The following is a 21,264-nucleotide window of genomic DNA, read 5'->3' on the forward strand; positions in this document are numbered from 1 at the left end:
AAGAGAATAACGTGATAAATAATTCCGCGCGCCAAATAGTATTAGATACAGAAACAACAGGTATGAATCAAGAAGGCAATAATCACTATGAAGGTCATAAAATTATTGAAATTGGTGCTGTTGAAATCATAAATCGTCGCTTAACTGGCAATCATTTTCATGTTTATATCAACCCTGAACGTTTGATTGATGAAGATGCTTTTAAAGTACATGGTATAGATAATGAGTTAGTTAAAGATCAACCTATTTTTAAAAATATTGCTCATGATTTTATAAAATTTATTGATGGTGCTGAACTTATTATTCATAACGCATCTTTTGATGTTGGATTTATGGATTATGAGTTTCGCTTATGCGGTTTAGATTTCAAAACAGCAGATCATTGTATTATTACTGATACCTTGGCTATGGCAAGACGCTTATTTCCAGGTAAGCGCAACAACTTAGATGCGCTTTGTGAACGTTATCAAATCGATAATTCACATCGAACACTTCATGGAGCATTATTGGATGCTGAAATTTTAGCTGAAGTTTATTTAGCTATGACAGGGGGACAAACAACATTATCTTTTAATATGGATGATCAGAATTCTTTATCTGGTAATAATACTTCTATTCGTAGAGTTGAACGTAGCTCTATACCTTTAAAAGTAATTAAAGCTTCTGAAGTTGAACTGTCTGAACATGAAGCTGTTTTAAAAAAAATTGATAAAAAAAGTGCGGGGGCCTTATGGCTCATTAACTAATGATGATTTTATACGCAATCAATCATTAAATACAAAAATTTTATTGACGGAAATGAAAATTATCTTTAATATCACGCCTACTTTAACGTTCCAACGTTAAGATTATTAAATAAAGCGGAGCGGTAGTTCAGTTGGTTAGAATACCTGCCTGTCACGCAGGGGGTCGCGGGTTCGAGCCCCGTCCGTTCCGCCAATTCAAATTGTCTAGTTAGTACGTTATAAGTTTTATTCTATTATTGACGCCATCTACTTATATTGAGTTAAATACTGAAACCTTTCTGAGTTACATTTAGTAATGTTAAACAATAGCTTTTTATTATAGATGGTGTTTCATTTTTGTTGGTAATCATTGGCATTTTGTGCCACTTTTAACGACAGTGCCTTTTTTATTTATTAACGTCTTACTTTAGCTCAATAGTTCAGATTGCCTTTATTATTATTTTACTAAAAGATATTAGTATCAACCTCATATATAAAAGATACTTATTGAAAAGAGAGCAACAAAAAAAGTTTATTTAAAATATTAGCAATGGTCTTAATTGTACTGTTAATATCTTTTATTCCTTCCTTGCATGTGTCAATTATTTTAGTTATCGTTTTTTGCTCATCTTGTTTTGGATTTTATTTTTTAAGAAAAAGTAATAAGGATATAGTAGGGTGTATTGTCAGTAAAAAATTACAGGGTAAGTTACCCTGTAACAGACATGAGCATAACGTTAAATAATTTTATTCAAGGTTTTCTTGATTTCTATAGAAAGCAGAGGGTTCCACATTGCCCCAGTAGCGCTCATGACTGCATCAGCGCCATTGCCGATGAACTGACGATAATGTTCACTGTTGCTTATTCCACCAACACCTACAATAACAAATTTTAATTCCATTTCTTGACGGAATTTAGCTAATCTACTCACCATATCTAAACCTGCCCAACGAATTGCATCCCCACAGACACCACCTTCTTTTCTATTTTCACCTAATGCTGGGTTCCCTTTAGCATCAACTGGTTTAGCGGATAGTGTGTTGATTACACTTAAACCATCGATAATAGAACCGATACGAGTTAATAAAGAAACAATCCTTTCATCGTCAGGGAAATAGGCTAGTTTTAAAATAAGTGGACGATCAGGAACAGCTGTCTTAATGGCATTGACAATTCTTTCGACTTTATCTATATCAAAGCAAAGTAATTTATTTGCCCCTTCGTTCGGGCAACTTAAATTTGCTTCAAGAATAGGCGCATTGGTTTCTTTAACTAATTTTGCGGCTAAAGCGTAATCATTTTCTATTTTGCCATTACCTTCCGTGCCTTGGAAACTACCAATTACACATTGTCCATGACCTGCAGATTTTACCGCATCTTCCATATCTTGTTGCCATATATCAGGTGAAAAGGAAGGCACACCAAATGAGTTTGTTATTGATAATGGTTGATCATAATTTGTATCTGCTAATACCGTATCTAAATTACTTGATAATTTACCTTTAGCGTGTACCGATAAGATGTTAGGTAAAGGATGACATTTATGAAGTTTAGTTCGTACTGTTTTATATACACATAAATCAAATCCATAAGCAAAAGCAGCTTTAATATAGTTAGCATTTAGTAAGGGGCCAGCGGGTATACCAAAAGGTAGATTTACCTCTATATTCAAAAATTTGGTTAACTTAGTAGGAACATTTTCTGTTTTATTTAATTGCACAAAAAGCCCAAATGGTCCTTTAGCATAATTATCTTCATAGCTAATATATGGATTATAGAAAGGTGTCAAAGATTTCATATTGTCTCCCATTTATGCACGTCCTTAAGTGGTATTGTTTAAAATAAAAAATCCTCCATAAAGGAGGATTTGTAAATGAAATTAATAGGCAATGAAAGAGACGTAGTTTTAGAACTAATTTATGGATTAACTTTATTTTCATTATCAATGTTCTCTTTTCGTTAAGCTTCAAGGAATTCTAGCTAAATAAAAATAAAGTTCAAGAATAAATTAATCAATAAATATATAACTAAATGAAATAGTTATAGTGTTTTTTTTTAGATTTTTATGCGTAGGTTTAAACAATGCTTGGCAAATTCAACTGATAAAATAACTAAAAATCACTGCTAAAAGAATAAATTGTTACATAATTCTTTAATAAATATAAGAAATATTATTTCTCAAAATTGATACGTTAGTACATTTTTGAAACTAAAGTAAGTGGAGTATCAGAATAAGTAATGTTATTATTAAAGTTAGTAATTGAATCAAAATAAAATAATTAGGTATATTAAAATGGAAAATAAAGACATATTTAGTGCATTCACATTACCCAACGGTGTTGAGCTAAAAAATCGTATAATGATGGCTCCGATGACGACTTGTTCTGGCTTTCATGAAGGCTCTGTCACACAAGATTTAATAGAATACTATCAAGCAAGAGCAGGTGAAATTGGTACTATTATCGTTGAATGTGGCTTTGTAGATAATAAAGGATTAGCTTTTCCTGGTGCTATTGGATTAGATAGCGATGACAAAATTGAAGGATTAGCAAAGGTTGCAAAAGCAATCAAAGAAAAAGGATCCAAAGCGGTTATTCAAGTTTACCATGGTGGTCGCATGGTTGAGCCAAAATTGATTGGTGGACAATTGCCTGTAGGACCAAGTGCAATAGCAGCACCACGTCCTGGCGCTGCAACTCCAATAGCACTAACGGCTAATGAAGTAGATGAAATGGTCGATAAATTTGGTCAAGCTGTACGACGTGCTATCGAAGCAGGATTTGATGGTGTCGAAATTCACGGTGCAAATACTTATCTTATTCAACAATTCTACTCCCCAAATTCAAATCAACGAGATGATAAGTGGGGTGGTAGTCGTGATAATCGCACTCAATTTCCATTAGCAGTTTTAGATATCACTCATAGCATGGCAAAACAATATGCATCCTCAGAGTTTATTGTTGGTTATCGTTTCTCTCCGGAAGAATTAGAAGTCCCAGGTATTCGTTTTGATGACACAATGTATTTACTTGAAAAATTAGCTAAAAAAGGACTTGATTATGTTCATTTTTCAATGGGAACAACCCTTAGATCATCGATTGTTGATACTCAAGATCCAACACCATTAATCAAGAAGTTCATTGCGATGCGTTCTGATGTATTAGCTAAAATTCCGGTTGTTGGTGTTGGTAATGTTGTTAATAAAAGTGATATTGATACTGCAATCGATAATGGCTATGATTTAGTTGCTGTTGGTCGAGCTTGCATTGCCTATCCAGATTGGGTTAATCGTATAAAGAAAGGAGAAACATTAGAATTAACGATAAATAGTGATAAGCGTGAAGCACTCAATATTCCAGAACCTCTATGGCATTTTTCACTTGTTGAAAGCTTAATTCGTGATGTTAATCTCAATGTTAAAAAATTCAAACCTGGCAATTATCAGGAAAAAGTTAATGATGAAACTTATGAGTTTTTGATTAATGTTGAATTAGGTAAAGACTTCATCAAAGATTTAAAATTAATCAATGCAAATGAATTTAATAATGAAGTGTTAAATAATTTTGCTGCTATCAAAAGTCGAATTATCGATTCTAATAGCCCACATGTTGATGCAATTTCTGGTGCAACCACGCAATGTGAGGCATTTAAGAAAGCCGTAACAAAAGCTATGGCAAAATCTAACAAAGAAGCAATTCTAGCTGAAGGAGGGGATCCTAACGATAAATCTTACGATGTTGTTGTCGTAGGCAGTGGTGGAGCAGGCTTAGCTGCTGCTATTCAAGCTTATGATCTCGGAGCAAATGTTATTATTATTGAAAAAATGCCAGTAATTGGCGGAAACACAAATAAAGCATCAGCTGGTATGAACGCAGCAGAAACGAAATTTCAAAAACTTAAAGGCATTGTAGATAGCAAAGATCTATTTTATAAAGAAACGCTGGCAGGTGGTAAAAATAAAAATAACACTGATCTACTCCGTTATTTTGTTGATAATGCACCTAATGCAATAAATTGGTTAGATGATAATGGTATAGAACTAAGTGGCATTACAACTACTGGTGGAATGAGTATAGATCGAACTCATCGCCCTGCCAATGGTGCGGCTGTGGGGGGATTTTTGATTAGCGGATTGGTAAAAAATATTAATAAACGTGGCATTGAAGTTATGTTAGAAACTTCCGTAACTGAAATTATTACAGAAAACCATAAAGTAGTGGGAGTGAAAATTTTAGAAGAAGATGGCTCTAGCCAAACTATTAAAACCAAAGCAGTAATTATTGCCACTGGAGGTTTCAGTGCTAATGAAAAAATGGTTGAAAAATATCGTCCTGATCTTAAGGGTTTTGTAACTACCAATCATAAAGGAGCAACCGGTTCTGGTATTGTAATTTTGGAAAAGCTTGGCGCTGGTACTGTTGATATGGGAGAAATCCAAATCCATCCAACGGTTGAACAAACGACCTCATATTTAATTTCTGAATCTATACGTGGTGGTGGAGCTATTTTAGTTTCACAAAGCGGTCAACGATTTATCAATGAGCTTGATACTCGTGATAAGGTCTCGGCTGAGATTATCAAATTACCTGAACATTATTCTTATATTTTATTTGATCAGCAAATTCGGGATGAAAATAAGAATGTTGAAGAGTATGTTTCACACGAGCTTGTTACTCAAGCTAATACCATAGAAGAATTGGCACAGAAACTATCTATTGATAGCAAAACTTTGACTAGAACAGTGGCCCGTTATAACCAATTTGCCGAAAATAAAAAAGATGAAGATTTTGGAAGAACAACAGGTATGCGCCACCCTATCAATAAAGGGCCGTTTTATGCTATTAAAATAGCTCCGGGAGTTCATCATACTATGGGCGGTGTGACGATTAATACACAAACACAAGTACTAGATACTCATAAAAAAGTAATTCAAGGTGTGTTTGCGGCAGGTGAAGTTGTAGGAGGTATTCACGGAGCAAATCGTATTGGTGGAAATGCTGTTGCTGATATCATAATATTTGGTATTCAAGCTGGTAAAAAAGCCACAGATTATATTAATAGTTAATTTATTTCAGTAGTTGAACTAATTTAATATGGCAAGTTCGAGCTATAAATATACTCAAACTTTAATGGGAACAGAGGTTTCATTAACACTTTTCGAACCTGATGAAATCGCTGCCCAAACCGTTTTTAATTCTATTAAAATACTTGAAGATAAATTGACAGTTAATCGTCCTGAATCAGAAGTAATGTCAATTAATTTAGCTGCAGGTCAACATCCAGTTAAAGTGAGTCCACCAGTGTATTCTCTTATTGAACAAGCAGTTAAAGTAAGTTTACATTTCACTGATTATTTTAATTTGGCAATTGGACCAGTTGTAAAACTATGGAAAATTGGATTTAAAGGATACCAAGTGCCAAACTCTGAGCAAATTAAGCAACAACTCTTGTTAACCAATCCTCGATATATTGAACTCGATGCAAATACATATTCTGTATTTTTGAAAAAAGCAGGTATGAAAATTGATTTAGGTGCAATTGCTAAAGGTTATATAGCTGATGTAGTTAAGCATATTTTACATCAATATCATATTTATCAGGCTATCATTAATTTAGGTGGTAATGTTCTTACATTAGGTCATTCCCCAATAAATGATAATGGTTATTGGCATGTTGGGTTAAGAAAACCATTTTCTCATCATAATGAATTAGCAGGAATTGTTAAGGTAAAAAATAAATCAATTGTTACTTCTGGTATCTATGAGCGCTTTTTTATGCAAAATGATATTCTCTATCATCATATATTTAATCCATTAACGGGATACCCACTAAATAATGAATTAGAAAGCGTCACAATTATTTCTAATACCTCACTAGAAGGCGATATTTATTCAACTATTTTATATGGATTAGGAGTTTTAAAAGGAAGTGAATATTTGAAAAAAAATAGACATTTATCAGCAATATTTTTATTAAAAAATAAAACTATAAAATTAGTAAATTGTGATAATTTTTCTTTTCAACTTTTAGATGATGAATATGAAATAGTTTAAAAAATAGCTGGCAAATTAACCTGTTATTGTCTGAGAATAGAATTTGGTTATAGATTGATAATTTTTAAATTAGAAGGAAAAAACTATGAACATAGTAAAAAAAATGCCAGTAAAATGGCTGCCACTCATAATTATTGCTGCCATTTCAGCTGTGTTATGGTTAATGGTTACACCTCCAGAAGGAATCAGTATTCAGGGTTGGCAAACTAGTATTATTTTCGTTGCAACTATTGCTTGTATCGTTGCTGAAATAATGCCAATAGGCGCTATTGGTCTTTTAGCTATAACAATATTTGCTGTTTTAAGACCATCTGGTGCAGGTAGTGCTACTGATGCAATCAAAATAGCATTAAGTGAATTAAACAGTAGTTTAATTTGGTTAATTGTTATTGCGTTTATGATTGCGCGGGGCTTTATTAAAACAGGACTAAGTAAACGAATTGCTTATTATCTTGTTAAATTGTTAGGTAAAAACACTTTAGGACTGGCCTATGGTTTATCAGTTACTGATGTTGCTTTAGCTCCAGCTATTCCAAGTACAACCGCGCGTGCTGGCGGCGTAATTTATCCTATTGCTGAAGCCTTAGCGATTAATTTCAAATCTAGCCCAAAAGATGAGTCAAGAAACCGCATTGGTACATTCTTAATGTTAACAATTAGCCATGTAAATGACATTACCTCTGCTATGTTTTTAACTGCTTTTACAGGAAACCTATTAGCTGCTAAATTAGTAACAACTTCATTAAATATTACATTAGGTTGGGGGCAATGGTTTTTAGCATCAATTATACCTTGTTTAGTATCATTCATTGTAATTCCTTTGGTAATTTACTTTTTAACCAATCCTGAACTTAAAAAAACACCAGAAGCATCAAAATTAGCGGCTGAAGAGCTAAAAAAAATGGGGGCAATTACTGCCAAAGAAATCATTATGGGTTTAACAGTTGTTCTATTATTAGTACTTTGGATTGCCGGTAAAAACTTTGGTATTGATTCAACAACTACTGCATTTATTGGTTTGACCATTTTGATTTTAGCTGGTGTGTTAAGTTGGGATGACATTAAAGGGGAAAAAGCCGCTTGGGATACATTGATTTGGTTTGCAGCATTATTGATGATGGCAGGACAAGTAAATAAACTTGGTGTAACAAAATGGCTAGGCAATACAATTGGCAATGCCGTTCAAGGTCATTTAGGTGAAAGTAGCTGGGTCGTTGTTTTAATTGTTTTATGTATTGCTTATGTTTATTTACACTATTTTTTCGCCAGTGGAAATGCGCATATCGCTGCGTTATTCCCTGTATTTTTATCTGTAGCAATTACACTAGGGGTGCCAGAAATGATTGCTATTTTTGCTTTAGTTATCTGTACAAATTATTTTGGTTCTATTACACAATTTGCTAATGCAAGAAATCCGCTATTATTTGCAGAGGGTTTTGTTCCAGTTAAAACATGGTGGAAAGTTGGATTTGTTTGTAGTGTTGTGAATTTATTTATTGTTTTTACTGTTGGTCTTCTATGGTGGAGTATTATTGATCTAGGAGTGACTAATTAGAAAATAGCCTACTTAACAATAAGTATTGCTATTCTATTAGCAATACTTATTGTTATGACAGTTTAGAATTAACTAAAAAATTCTTATCGATAATTTCCAGTCATTCACTAGTTCCCAATATTTTTTCTCTTGTTCTAGATCAAGCAATATCAATTTATTATTTTCAACAAATTTTTGGCTAATATTTAATGTTATTTCCCAGAGTTTATTTTTTGTTATTTTTAAATGAAATGCACTTAGGTCGAGATCGGTATTTCGTTGATTATTAATAAGTATAGATAACCTAAGTATCTGTAGCATTGAAATAATATGCTTATATTCAAATAGGCTAAAATATGGAAAATCATTAATATTTACTGATTTTCTATGATAACGAACAAGAGTCGATAAAAGTAACTGTTGCTCTTCATTAAAACCAGGAAGGTTACTATTTTTTAAAATATAGCTCGAATGTTTATGAACGGAAGAAAAATTTATTTTTAATCCAACTTCATGCAATTGTGCTGCCCAATATAAAATTGTTTCGAGATTTTCCGATATACAAATGGACACCTGTTTTTGCCATTGCAAAAAGAAATAATTTGTAGTTTTAACAACTTGTTGTGCATGATGCTGATCGATGTTGTAATGTTGAGCTAATGATTCAGCCGTATTTTGTCTTATATCAGGATAATTCTGCCCATCAATAAGTTCATATAATACACCTTCTCGTAATGCACAAGGGCTAAATTGTAATTCCTTTAGGCCCAATGCGTTAAACACACCAGCAAATATTGCAAGACCACTGACAAATACATTTTTTCGATCTTCAGAAAGAGACGGATATTTTATATCGTGGAAAGATTTAAACTCTAAAATATAGCTAATCAAATAATTTAACCTCTTAGGTGTAATTATACTATCATTAACACCAAGATCGAGTAATATGTTACAAATACTTTTGATTGTACCTGAAGTACCAAATGAAACGGTAATATTTTGTTTTTTTATTGTATTAATTATATTTTCAATTTGTTGTTCAGCTGCTAATTTAGCACGCTGAAATGATATAGCATCAATTTTTTTTTCTGGGAAAAAACGCTTTGTATAAGTAACACATCCCATTGAATGGCTTGTGACGATTAAAGGTTTAAGATCATTACCTTTACCAACAGCTATTTCGGTGGAACCTCCACCTATATCTATCACAAATTTAGTATCAGTAGAAGATGTAGGTTCAGATGTCATTGTACCTAAGTAAACCAGGCGAGCTTCTTCTTGGCCTGAAATTATTTCAACAGGAAAGGGGAATACTTTAGCTGCCGCCATTAAAAATTTATGGCGATTTTTTGCTACTCGCAAAGTATAAGTTCCAACAACTCTAACGTTTTCTGGTGGAAAACCATTTAATCTTTCAGCAAATAATGCTAAACATTCTATACCTCGCATGATACTTGATTCACTCAATTCATTTTTTTCATTTAAACCTGTTGCCAAATGAATATTTTTTTTATTTTTATAAATAATTTGTGTAGCACCATTAATATTACGCACAATAATCATATGAAAACTATTAGAACCAAGATCCACTACTGCATATTCATTAAATTTATTCATATTTGCCCCTTATTTATGGCTGGCTTCTAATTGTTTTAAATAATCATAGATAGCATGCTGGGCTCTAATTTTTTTCTTATTACCTCTTTGAGCATAGTTATTCATATTATCTTTATCAATAACTCGAGCTTTTATGTTATCTTTACATTGAATGTTGAAAATATCATGGATAGTCGATTTCAAAATAGGATCGAAGATTTTCACACCTACTTCAATTCGATTGTCTAAATTTCGTGGCATCCAATCAGCTGATGAAATAAAGGTATCTTTTTTTCCATTATTTTCAAAGATATAAACACGTGCATGTTCTAAATATTGATCGACAATACTGGTAATATAGATGTTTTCGCTTAAATTTGGTATTTGTGGAATTAAAACACAAGTTCCTCTAACAACCATTCTGATTTTTACTCCTGAACAAGATGCTCGATAGAGTTGATCTATCATATCTTTATCGGTAATAGCATTAAGTTTTAGATAGATACCTGCGCTTTTACCTGCTTTGGCATTAGTTATTTCACGTTCAATAAATTCATAAAATCGTAAACGTGTATTTTGAGGAGAAACAAGTAAATGGTTAAATGAAACAGGTTTGAATGGATTTTCAATAAAATTGAAAACTTTAATTACTTCATCAGTAATAGCTTGATCTGCAGTTAATAGTGAAAAATCAGTATAAATTCGGGCTGTTTTTTCATTAAAATTTCCTGATCCAACATGAGCATAGCGAACTATTTTATCTTCTTCACGGCGATCTATTAAGAAAAGTTTAGCATGAATTTTCAGTTTAGGCTGCGAATAAATAACTTTTATTCCACTACTAATTAATCGTTTAGCCCATTTTATATTGGCCTCTTCATCAAAACGAGCTTGTAATTCGACAACAACTGTTACTTTTTTTCCATTATTAGCTGCATTAATAGCTGCATGGATAAAACGAGAATCTTTTGCAACACGATAAATATTCATTCGAATATGAGTAACCGCTGGATCGAATGATGCTTGTCGCATTATTTCTAATACATGACCAAATGAATAATAAGGATAATAAAGCAATACATCACGATCTTTTATTGTTGCAAATGCATTACGAAACTGTTTAAAACGATTATATGCAAGGCTTGGTAAGCGTTTATTTAATAAATTCTTACCACCTAAATCAGGAAAATTTATTAAATCTTTGAAATTAGGATACCGACCACCAGGCATTGCTTCTTGTTCAGTTAGTCTCAATTTATTTATTAAGAGCTCAAACAGGGCTTTAGGCATATCTTTTTGGTAAGTAAAACGGACAGGTTGTGCTGTTAATCGTTGTTTTAAACCCTGTGACATCAGCTCTATTAAACTATTTAGTTCTGTATTTAATTCATATTCCGCATCACGATTAATATTGATAGAATAAGCGTTTAATTCAGTAGCATCAAAAAAAACTTTAAATATGTCTGATAAACAATAACGTAAAATATTATCTAAAAAGATAATAGATTTATTTTTGGTTGAAGTTTCGGATGGTAATAAAACAAAACGAGGGGCATGACCTGTCGGTAATTCAAGTAATGCATAACTAACATTCTCTTTACAGATAATTTCCACTGCAAGATAAGCATGATCATCTTTTAAAAATTGAATCAATTCAGTATGGCTATCTAACAAAATAGGAGTGATATATTGTTGCAGATTCTGTTTATAATAATTTTTAATCCAATCTTCTTGATAAGATGAAAGCTGTCTTTCATTAATCAGAAAAATTTGATTTCTAGCCATTTCTAATAATAGTTCGTTATAAAGTTGATCAAACTGTAATTCAAGCTGAATTACTTTTTGATTAACTTGCCGTAACAATTGTTTAGCATTGGAAGTAGAGGTATGACCTTGTTCTTGTTCGATTAATACATATTTTTTTAAATTAGCAAATTGAACTTTATAAAATTCATCCAAATTGCTTGAATATATACCTAAAAAACGAACCCTCTCGATAAGTGGATTACTTTTGTCAGCTGCTTCTTGCAGAACTCTTTGATTAAAAGCCAGCCAGCTTAACTCTTTTGGTAAATACACTTTTTCTTCTATCATTTTTTATCTCTTTCAATACATAATTGCAACTATGTGTTACAGAATAACTTAAGTTATAAAAAAAGCTAGCTGATAGCTAGCTTTTAAGATAAATATTCAAAGAAATTAAGTTTTATTATGAATTCTTAAATTCGGTGAACTGATGTTGTATTAGTTGTACCACTTGGTACTAATGCACCAGAAACCATTACAATTATATCACCTTTTTTTAATCCACAATTTTTAACCGCCATTTCTTTACCTAAACGATAGAAATCATCAGTAGAATTAATTGAATCAATTAAAATTGGTTCAACACCTTTAGTTAATGCTAGCTGATTAACTGTTTTTTGGCTTGAAGAAAGTGCCAAAATACGCGCTTTAGGAAAATAATGGCGAACTTCACGAGCTGATTTCCCACTGCGAGTAGCAACGACAATTAATGGTGCATTTAAACGTTCAGCTATTTCGACAGCGCCACAACTAACAGCCGCAGTTATACGAGGGGGTTCTTCTTTCGAAGTTAATTCTAAAGAAGCAGGAATTGTAATATCAGTTCGAGTGCAAATAGTCGCCATAACATTAACAGTTTCAAGGGGGTATTTACCTTTAGCACTTTCACCAGAAAGCATGACAGCATCTGTACCATCAATAATTGCATTCGCAACATCCCCAGCTTCAGCACGAGTAGGACGAGGGTTTTTAATCATTGAATCAAGCATTTGTGTTGCTGTAATAACAGGTTTTGAGGCTTTATTACATTTTTGAATCATCATTTTTTGAGCAAAAATAACTTCTTCTACAGCAATTTCCACGCCTAAATCACCACGTGCAACCATGATACCATCAGAGGCTTTAAGAATTTCATCAAAATTATCTAAGCCTTCTTGATTTTCGATTTTAGAGATAATTTTTATATCTTCACCACCGTGAGCTTTTAAGTGGTTACGAATATCTTCAACATCTGAACCTTTACGAATAAATGAAGCAGCAATAAAATCAACGCCTTGTTCACAGCCAAAAATAAGATCATTTTTATCTTTTTCAGCTAAAGCGGGTAATTTAATGGAAACACCAGGTAAGTTAATCCCTTTATTTTCACCCAAATCACCATTATTCAAAACAGTACAAACAACTTCGTTGCCTTTGATTTCTCTTACTTCCATAGCAATCAAGCCATCATCAACTAATACACGATTACCTGGTTTAAGATCTTGAGCAAAACCTTTATATGTAACAGCAACACGCTCAGAGTTTCCAATCACTGATTCATCAGTTGTAAAGGTAAAAGTTTGACCTGCAACTAGCGAAACGTCATTCCCGCCTTCCAATTTAATAGTGCGAATTTCAGGACCTTTTGTATCAAGCATGATAGCTGCTTTTAAACCTGTCTCTTGCATTACTTCACGTAAGTTTTTTATTCGATTACCATGCTCTTGATAATCGCCATGAGAAAAGTTTAAACGCATAACATTCATTCCTGCATTTAATAACTTTGCTAGCATCTCTTTAGATTCCGATTTAGGTCCTATAGTACAAACAATTTTTGTTTTTTTCATGATATTATCTACTAATAGTTAAGGTTAATGTTTAAATTTTAAATAAACTGAATTTGCGCAAAAAAAAACCAATGCTGACGCATTGGCATATAAAAGGGTATAAGTAACTGATAGAGGTCACTTTTTTACATACAATATTTGAAAAATTAACTATTTTCATCAAAAATTTAGATTCTTTAAAAACTGGGTATATTATAGTCTTAACTACATTTTAAATAAAGTTTTTTATCAATAACTAGGGATTGTCTTTGATGAAAATTAAGAAGAGAAACATCTTGGTTTTGATGTTTATTTACAAGATGTTTCTAAATGGGTTACATTAAATCTTTGAGTTGATAAATAAGTTCATTTTCCTGGTTCTTTAAAGTTAACTGCTCTTTATTCAGGCTTATTGTTGCCCCTTCTGTTATTAGTTTTGTGATAATACCATCTAATTTATCTAGTTGATCATCATTGCAAATCATTTTTGTCATACCAACACCAGGAGCTTTGATTTTTTCGTTTTCCAATGTTACTTTAGCAACAAATCTATTACACATTTTTCCAATGATGTTCATGTTTTCGCCAAATTCTATTTCAGCTTCTTTATCAACAGGAACATCTTGTCCATTTGCTTTTATTAGCACAAAACGATGATGAGTAAGATCTTCTGCTTTTATTTTATTAGTTTCACCACAGCCAGACAAAATTAAAGCACTAGCAAATAGCGTTGTGGTAAGTATTAATGTCTTTTTCATATTCACTCCTAATGATAGGTAAAGTTTGTTATAATTAATTTTATACAAAATTTGATGGTATTATTTTACTCTTTATGTTATCTCAACAGCAATTAAAATTTTTAGAATCAATGACTTTCTTGGATAAGAATAAAATTTTAAGATTGTTTAAAAACAGCCAGAATATAGTTGAAATTGATTTAGACATAACTCAAGCTGTGTCACATTATCAAACTAGATTAAGATCATTGCCAAATCAAATTATATATCCTAATAATTTACCTGTTGTTGAAAAAAAACAAGAAATTTATGACGCAATTAAACATCATCAAGTAGTCATAATTGCGGGTGAAACTGGCTCAGGTAAAACCACACAAATTCCCAAAATCTGTTTAGAATTAGGCTTAGGAATCAAAGGCTATATTGGTCATACCCAACCACGCCGGTTAGCGGCTCGTTCAATAGCCAATCGTCTTGCTGAAGAGCTAAAAACAGAAGTAGGGCATTTAGTTGGTTTCAAGGTTAGATTTTCTGATCATGTCAGTGACACAACACTTATTAAATTGATGACTGACGGTATATTGCTTGCTGAAATTCAGAAAGACAAACTGTTATTACAATACGATACTATTATTATTGACGAAGCCCATGAACGTAGTTTGAATATTGATTTTATTCTAGGTTACCTTAAACAATTATTACCTAAGCGTCCTGATTTAAAAGTTATTATAACATCAGCAACTATTGATGTAGAACGGTTTTCAGAACATTTTAATCAAGCACCAATTATTGAAGTATCGGGGAGAACTTATCCCGTTGAAGTTAGGTATCGACCACCGATATTGGATAATGATGATAATTCAAACGATAAAAATAGTGATTTTCAACCCATTATTGATGCAATTGATGAACTGTCAGCAGAAAGTTATGGAGATATACTGATTTTTTTGACAGGTGAAAGAGAAATTCGGGATCTTGCTGATATACTAAATAAATTAGATCTTCGTCATACAGATATTTTACCTTTATATGCAAGATTATCAGCATCAGAACAAAATCGAATTTTTCAATCGCATACTAAACGTCGAATTGTCCTTGCAACTAATGTGGCTGAAACATCGTTAACCGTTCCTGGCATTAAATATGTGATCGATTCGGGTTTAGCCAGAATTAGTCGTTATAGCTATCGAACTAAAGTTCAGCGTTTACCGATTGAACCAATATCACAGGCCTCTGCCAATCAGCGTAAAGGACGTTGTGGGCGAACATCTAATGGTATCTGCATACGTTTATATGATGAACAAGATTTTTTATCTCGTCCCGAATTTACCGAACCCGAAATATTACGTACTAATTTGGCTTCCGTAATATTACAGATGACATCATTGGGATTAGGTGATATTGCTGCTTTTCCTTTTGTTCAACCACCCGATTCAAAATATATTCGTGATGGCATTCGGTTATTAGAAGAACTTAGCGCAATTCATACCAAACATAATCGATATCATTTAACTGAAATAGGTAAAATTTTAGCACAACTACCTATTGATCCAAGACTAGCCAGAATGTTGGTTGAAGCAAGACGCTTGGGGTGCATTAAAGAAATAATGATAATTACTGCTGCTTTATCAATTCAAGATCCAAGAGAAAGACCTTTTGATAAACAGCAAGCTTCTGATGAGAAACATCGTCGTTTTGTTGATAAAGAGTCCGATTTTATTTCTTTAATTAATCTATGGAACTACATTAAAGAACAGCAGAACATATTATCAGGAAATCAATTTAGACGATTATGCCAAAAAGAGTTTTTAAATTATCTTCGAATTCGAGAATGGCAAGATGTCTATACGCAAATTAGACAAACCATTAAACAATTAGCATTTCCGATTAATAGTAAAGCAGCTGATTATAATTCATTACATATCTCGTTACTGAGCGGTTTACTATCTCATATTGGAATGAAAGAGCTTGAAAAGCGTGAGTATATCGGTGCACGTAATATCAAATTTGCAATTTTTCCTAATTCAGCGCTTTTCAAAAACCAACCTAAATGGTGTATTGCTAGTGAACTTGTTGAAACAAATAGATTATGGGGGAGAACAGCAGCAAAAATTGAAGCTGAATGGATTGAACCTATAGCTAAACATTTAGTGAAATATAACTATAACGAACCTAGGTGGTCTAAAAAGCAGGGCACAACAATAGCAAACGAAAAAGTAATTTTATTTGGATTACCAATTGTTACTAATAGAATAGTAAATTACAGTAAAATTGATCCTATTTTAAGTCGCACTCTGTTTATTCGGCATGCATTAGTCGAAGGTGCTTGGTTAACAAGTCATAAATTTTACAAGCAAAATCAAAAATTGATTAATGAAGTTGAAGATTTAGAACATAAATCGCGTCGCCAGGATATTTTAATTGATGGTGATGAATTATTTGATTTCTATGATAAACGCATAGATAAATCCGTTATTTCATCTAGACATTTTGATAAATGGTGGAAGCTGAAGCAAAAATCTGATCCTAATTATCTTAATGTACAAAAAGAGATGCTGATCAGGCAATCAGCACAATTAATTAACTTAAATGATTTTCCTGATTTCTGGTATCAAGATCATTTTAAGCTAGCACTTAGTTATCAGTTTGATATTGGTCATAACCGTGACGGTGTCACTATAAAAATTCCGCTTGATATCTTAAACCAAATTAAAAACAGGGGATTCGATTGGCAAGTGCCAGGTTTTAGAAAAGATTTAATAATTGCATTAATCAAATCATTGCCTAAATCTTTACGACGAAACCTTGTCCCTGCACCAAATTATGCAGATGTATTTTTAGGTAGGGTAGATACCACAGAAAAACCACTTCTTGAATGCTTAGAAAATGAATTTCATAAAATGACTGGTGTGAAAATTACATCAGAAAATTGGCAATTAGAACAAGTACCTGAATACTTAAAAATGAATTTTAGTATTATTGATAGTAATAATAACGAAATTGCTTCAAGTAAAGATCTTGATATGCTAAAACAGCAACTCAAAACTCAACTTGAACAAGTTTTGTCATCTATTACTATTAATAAAAAAGATAACTCAATTGAGCAAAATAATTTGACCGATTGGACATTTGGAAAACTTCCTGATGTTTATGAAGAAAAACAAAAAAACTATACAGTTAAGGCTTATCCAGCAATTATTGATAATCAAAATTCCGTAAGTATAAAGTTAGTTGATAATCAATCAGAGCAACAAAGATTAACTAAATTAGGTTTAAGACGTTTATTAATGCTTAACATTCCCTCACCAATCAAGTATTTACATGAAAAATTACCCAATAAATCGAAATTAAGTTTATATTTTAATTCGTTTGGTAACGTGTTAATGCTTATTGATGATTGTATTGCTTGTGGTGTTGATTATTTAATTGAAACAAATAATAAAGCAATACATTCAGCTAATGATTATCAGCAATTACTTGATTATACTAAAACTCATATTAATGAAATAGTTGTTGATATTGCTAAGCAAGTCGAATCAATACTAACTTTGCATTTTAGCATTAATAAAAAGTTAAAAGGGCGCGTTGATTTATCTTTAGCATTTGCCTTGTCAGATATTAAACAGCAACTTAACAAATTGGTTTATAAAGGATTTGTTGCTCAATCAGGTTATAAAAGATTGAATGATATCTATCGATATTTATCGGCAATTGAGAAAAGAATTGAAAAATTATTTCAAAATATGGCAAGAGATAGACAATCAATGAGCATTATAGAAGATGTTCAGAATCAGTATGATAATTGGGTTAATAGTCTACAAAAGAATCAACGATTAGATACAAAAGTGACTGATATCCGTTGGATGATTGAAGAATTAAGAGTCAATTTATTTGCTCAGCAAATCGGAACGCCATATCAAGTTTCTGCTAAAAGAATTAAACAAAAAATAGAGGCGGTAAAACTCGCGTTATAAGATAATTTGATTCTATTTTTTATAAAATAGACATAAGATGATAAAAAAAGAAAGGGCACTAATGTACCCTTATAAAATTAGCGGTACAGATCCACAAATACGGTAATATTCGGTCCATTTGAGTCTTGTGCTATTCTGGCTATATGGTAATACTTAGCATTGGAATCAATAGCTCGCTTTCCTGCCTGATAAGAAATTTCTTGATCCGTTACGTAATATCCTCTAAATTTGATTGTATTAAATGGCACCATTTTCGCTGCAGTAGCATCATTTAATTCTTGTATTTTTCGACCATCAGATAGTGTGACAGTGTAACGATTGATTTTCTGAGGTTCGGCTACAACAGATGAGGTTGGAGGTATATTTGCTATAGGTTTTGAATCCATTGTTGTGTTATTTACATTTTCTGTTTTAGTTTTATCTATAATTTTATTTTTAAATTTATCAGCATAAAACTTTTCATTAAACGCAGAAGGAGAATAATAACCAGGCCGCTCAACTTGCATTGCAGCTTCTCCACCTTGAGCTAAAGCAGATTGCCCAGCTTCTGAATCATAAGGAATAGCATTTTCAGGTTGAAGTTTACGTTCTGGTGCATCTTTTTTAAATAGATATGCAATAATCTGTAAATTACTGCCAAGCTCTGTACGGTTATCAATATAGAAAGCATAAGCTGATTTTTTAGAAGCTTCTTTTGCTATCGCTTGATTTATATCATATTCATTAGGAAAATAACCTCTAATACGAACAATGTCAAATGGTTCTAATCGTATAGCTTTAAATTTGGGATATTCATAGATACCCTCAAATTTACGAAGACTATCAACTTGTTCCTCTGCTTTTGGTGCGTCAGATTTATACAATTTTGCATAAACTATACGCAAAGTATCATTGGATGGATTTATATTCGTTGATGTTATATAAAATGAAGAGGCTCCTTCTTTATCTGCAGCTTTCGACATGGCTAAAACATAATCTTTATCAGTATAAAAAGCACCTCTAACAGATATTTGTTTAAAAGATTGCATGCTATTTGCTTGCTCTTCATTTAATTGTTGAGCGGCAAATGAATATATAGGAATAATTGCAATAGTTACAGCAATAAGTTTCTTCTTTAAACTTGTCATATTTAATGAACCCACAATTTTAATGACTTAAAATAATATTATTGCTATTCTAGCATATAAAAAATTAGTTACCTAAACTAATTAAGGCATTTAAATTTTTTATAAAAACATATCTTCCTTTTACTTCCAAAATATCTTGTTCTTGAAGTTTAGAAAATATTCGACTTACGGTTTCAATTGTTAACCCTAAATAATTTGCGATGTCGCTTCTGCTCATGGATAGCTTTATATTTGATGAGGAAAGCCCTCGATTTTGATAACGTTTATAAAGAGAATAAATGAAATAGGCTAGTCGTTCTTCCGCTTTTTTCTGTGAATAAAATAAAACTAGTTTTTGATAATTATAAATATCAGTACTTAATAATCTAAACACCATATTTCTAACACATTCCTTTGATTCGACTAATGCCATAAGTTCATTATATTTTAATTCACAAACCAAAGTATTTGTAAGTGCTTTAATATTGTTATTATATAACTTAGTAGAAATAGAATCTAATCCAACAATATCACCTGGCAAGTAAAATCCATTAATTTGTTCTTTATTATCCGGTGTCGTAACATAAGTTTTTACTGCTCCCGAATGAATAATATAGAGTTTAGTAAATTCAGTATTCTTGGTGACTAAAAGTTCATTTTTAGAATATGATTTTTTTCGTTCTAAAATCGTTTCTAAAGTATTATTCAACAACATCGGTAAGCATAAAGAACCAATGCTGCACAATTCGCAGGGAACTGAATAACTTTTTGATCTTAAATTCTTATTAATAGTTTGCATAGTAAATTAATCATTAGCCCAAGTTCAGGTCTAGCTAAAAGTAGTATATTCTAGAATAAACAACGATCAGCTAATTCATATTGTTTAAATTATTAATCAACAAAACGTTCAGTTAATTTAAATAAAAGAAAGTAAGAAATCGAAAACACAACAAAAGTAAATATAAATAATGAAAAGCACACTAGTTCTAGTTAATAATTATACACTAATGGTAATTAATATAATATCAATTGATTTGATTGACTATTATTATTAATTAAAATAATGTTACCAGATCTATAAGTTATTTCTGTTAAGTGTTATTGTCAATTCAAACTAAAAGCTGTAGTTTGTTATTTTAGATATAGATAAAAAGAATAAATATTTAAACTAATTAATGCACACTATATTTAACATAATATACATTATACGAACTGTGATGAACGTAGGTGATTTCTGTAGATGCAACCAATAAAATTATTGGTGCCGCTAATTTAAAAATTTGTGGCTTTAGACACAAATTTTATATTTGGAAATCTGCAACTACTAGACTAAGCTTAGCTAAATTGTGACACTGCTTTATATCAATACTAATTTTTTATAATATTAATATATAATTCTGATTTAAATTACTTTTTATCAAAATTAAAAACTTGTGCCTACATTTATTTCTGTAGTATTTATTGAACTTATGATTTTAGAAATTTCACATCTAATCTATTATTATTTCACAATACTGAATTTTAATTAAAATCCAACCAATTTTATTAATTTAACGTTTATGATTAAAAATCAAACTTCAAATAAAAATATAATTAAATAAATCAAAATGTTAATGTGTGAATAATGTATATTATGTTAAATATAGTGTGCATTAATTAGTTTAAATATTTATTCTTTTTATCTATATCTAAAATAACAAACTACAGCTTTTAGTTTGAATTGACAATAACACTTAACAGAAATAACTTATAGATCTGGTAACATTATTTTAATTAATAATAATAGTCAATCAAATCAATTGATATTATATTAATTACCATTAGTGTATAATTATTAACTAGAACTAGTGTGCTTTTCATTATTTATATTTACTTTTGTTGTGTTTTCGATTTCTTACTTTCTTTTATTTAAATTAACTGAACGTTT

Annotated in this window: 12 protein-coding genes and 1 tRNA gene; 6 read left to right on the forward strand and 7 right to left on the reverse strand. The window is 31.5% G+C overall.

The window, feature by feature from the left end:
• Window positions 1-11 precede the first annotated feature (11 nt).
• Window positions 12-746 carry a DNA polymerase III subunit epsilon gene (dnaQ, locus tag A9G34_RS05655; RefSeq protein ID WP_034945649.1) on the forward strand — a complete coding sequence of 245 codons (735 nt, stop codon included), beginning with the start codon at window positions 12-14 and terminating at the stop codon, window positions 744-746.
• Window positions 747-862: 116 nt separating this feature from the next.
• Window positions 863-939, forward strand: a tRNA-Asp gene (locus A9G34_RS05660).
• 523 nt (window positions 940-1,462) lie between these two features.
• Here the strand turns inward: A9G34_RS05660 and A9G34_RS05665 are convergent.
• Window positions 1,463-2,524 (reverse strand): dihydroorotate oxidase, encoded by a 1,062-nt coding sequence (locus tag A9G34_RS05665; protein WP_034946208.1) that lies wholly within the window; start codon window positions 2,522-2,524, stop codon window positions 1,463-1,465.
• Between the two features lie 495 nt (window positions 2,525-3,019).
• On the opposite strand from A9G34_RS05665, the gene A9G34_RS05670 reads away from it, so the two are divergent.
• The 3 genes from A9G34_RS05670 to A9G34_RS05680 all read left to right on the forward strand — a co-directional run bounded on the left by A9G34_RS05670 (window position 3,020) and on the right by A9G34_RS05680 (window position 8,334).
• Complete coding sequence (locus tag A9G34_RS05670; RefSeq protein WP_065569178.1) at window positions 3,020-5,791, forward strand: flavocytochrome c; 2,772 nt, start codon at window positions 3,020-3,022, stop codon at window positions 5,789-5,791.
• Between the two features lie 28 nt (window positions 5,792-5,819).
• Window positions 5,820-6,779: an FAD:protein FMN transferase gene (locus tag A9G34_RS05675; RefSeq protein ID WP_034945643.1), complete on the forward strand. Its 960-nt coding sequence runs from the start codon at window positions 5,820-5,822 to the stop codon at window positions 6,777-6,779.
• Window positions 6,780-6,864: 85 nt separating this feature from the next.
• Window positions 6,865-8,334: a DASS family sodium-coupled anion symporter gene (locus tag A9G34_RS05680; RefSeq protein ID WP_034945640.1), complete on the forward strand. Its 1,470-nt coding sequence runs from the start codon at window positions 6,865-6,867 to the stop codon at window positions 8,332-8,334.
• A gap of 72 nt (window positions 8,335-8,406) precedes the next feature.
• On the opposite strand, the gene A9G34_RS05685 is transcribed toward A9G34_RS05680, so the two are convergent.
• The 4 genes from A9G34_RS05685 to A9G34_RS05700 all read right to left on the reverse strand — a co-directional run bounded on the left by A9G34_RS05685 (window position 8,407) and on the right by A9G34_RS05700 (window position 14,278).
• Window positions 8,407-9,930, reverse strand: a complete 1,524-nt coding sequence (locus A9G34_RS05685; protein WP_065569179.1) for a Ppx/GppA phosphatase family protein — start codon at window positions 9,928-9,930, stop codon at window positions 8,407-8,409.
• Window positions 9,931-9,939: 9 nt separating this feature from the next.
• Window positions 9,940-12,003, reverse strand: coding sequence for a polyphosphate kinase 1 (ppk1, locus tag A9G34_RS05690; RefSeq protein WP_034945634.1), 2,064 nt, complete (start codon window positions 12,001-12,003; stop codon window positions 9,940-9,942).
• Window positions 12,004-12,128: 125 nt separating this feature from the next.
• Window positions 12,129-13,541 carry a pyruvate kinase PykF gene (gene pykF, locus A9G34_RS05695; RefSeq protein WP_034945631.1) on the reverse strand — a complete coding sequence of 471 codons (1,413 nt, stop codon included), beginning with the start codon at window positions 13,539-13,541 and terminating at the stop codon, window positions 12,129-12,131.
• 314 nt (window positions 13,542-13,855) lie between these two features.
• Window positions 13,856-14,278 (reverse strand): META domain-containing protein, encoded by a 423-nt coding sequence (locus A9G34_RS05700; RefSeq protein ID WP_065569180.1) that lies wholly within the window; start codon window positions 14,276-14,278, stop codon window positions 13,856-13,858.
• Between the two features lie 74 nt (window positions 14,279-14,352).
• Here A9G34_RS05700 and hrpA point away from each other — a divergent pair, with 74 nt between their 5' ends.
• Complete coding sequence (hrpA, locus tag A9G34_RS05705; protein ID WP_081295281.1) at window positions 14,353-18,231, forward strand: ATP-dependent RNA helicase HrpA; 3,879 nt, start codon at window positions 14,353-14,355, stop codon at window positions 18,229-18,231.
• Window positions 18,232-18,308: 77 nt separating this feature from the next.
• On the opposite strand, the gene A9G34_RS05710 is transcribed toward hrpA, so the two are convergent.
• Window positions 18,309-19,358 carry a YdgH/BhsA/McbA-like domain containing protein gene (locus tag A9G34_RS05710; RefSeq protein WP_065569181.1) on the reverse strand — a complete coding sequence of 350 codons (1,050 nt, stop codon included), beginning with the start codon at window positions 19,356-19,358 and terminating at the stop codon, window positions 18,309-18,311.
• 64 nt (window positions 19,359-19,422) lie between these two features.
• Window positions 19,423-20,136, reverse strand: a complete 714-nt coding sequence (locus A9G34_RS05715; RefSeq protein ID WP_065569182.1) for a helix-turn-helix domain-containing protein — start codon at window positions 20,134-20,136, stop codon at window positions 19,423-19,425.
• Window positions 20,137-21,264: the final 1,128 nt, after the last annotated feature.

Source organism: Gilliamella sp. Choc4-2 (assembly GCF_001690355.1).
Lineage (GTDB): Bacteria > Pseudomonadota > Gammaproteobacteria > Enterobacterales > Orbaceae > Gilliamella > Gilliamella apicola_A.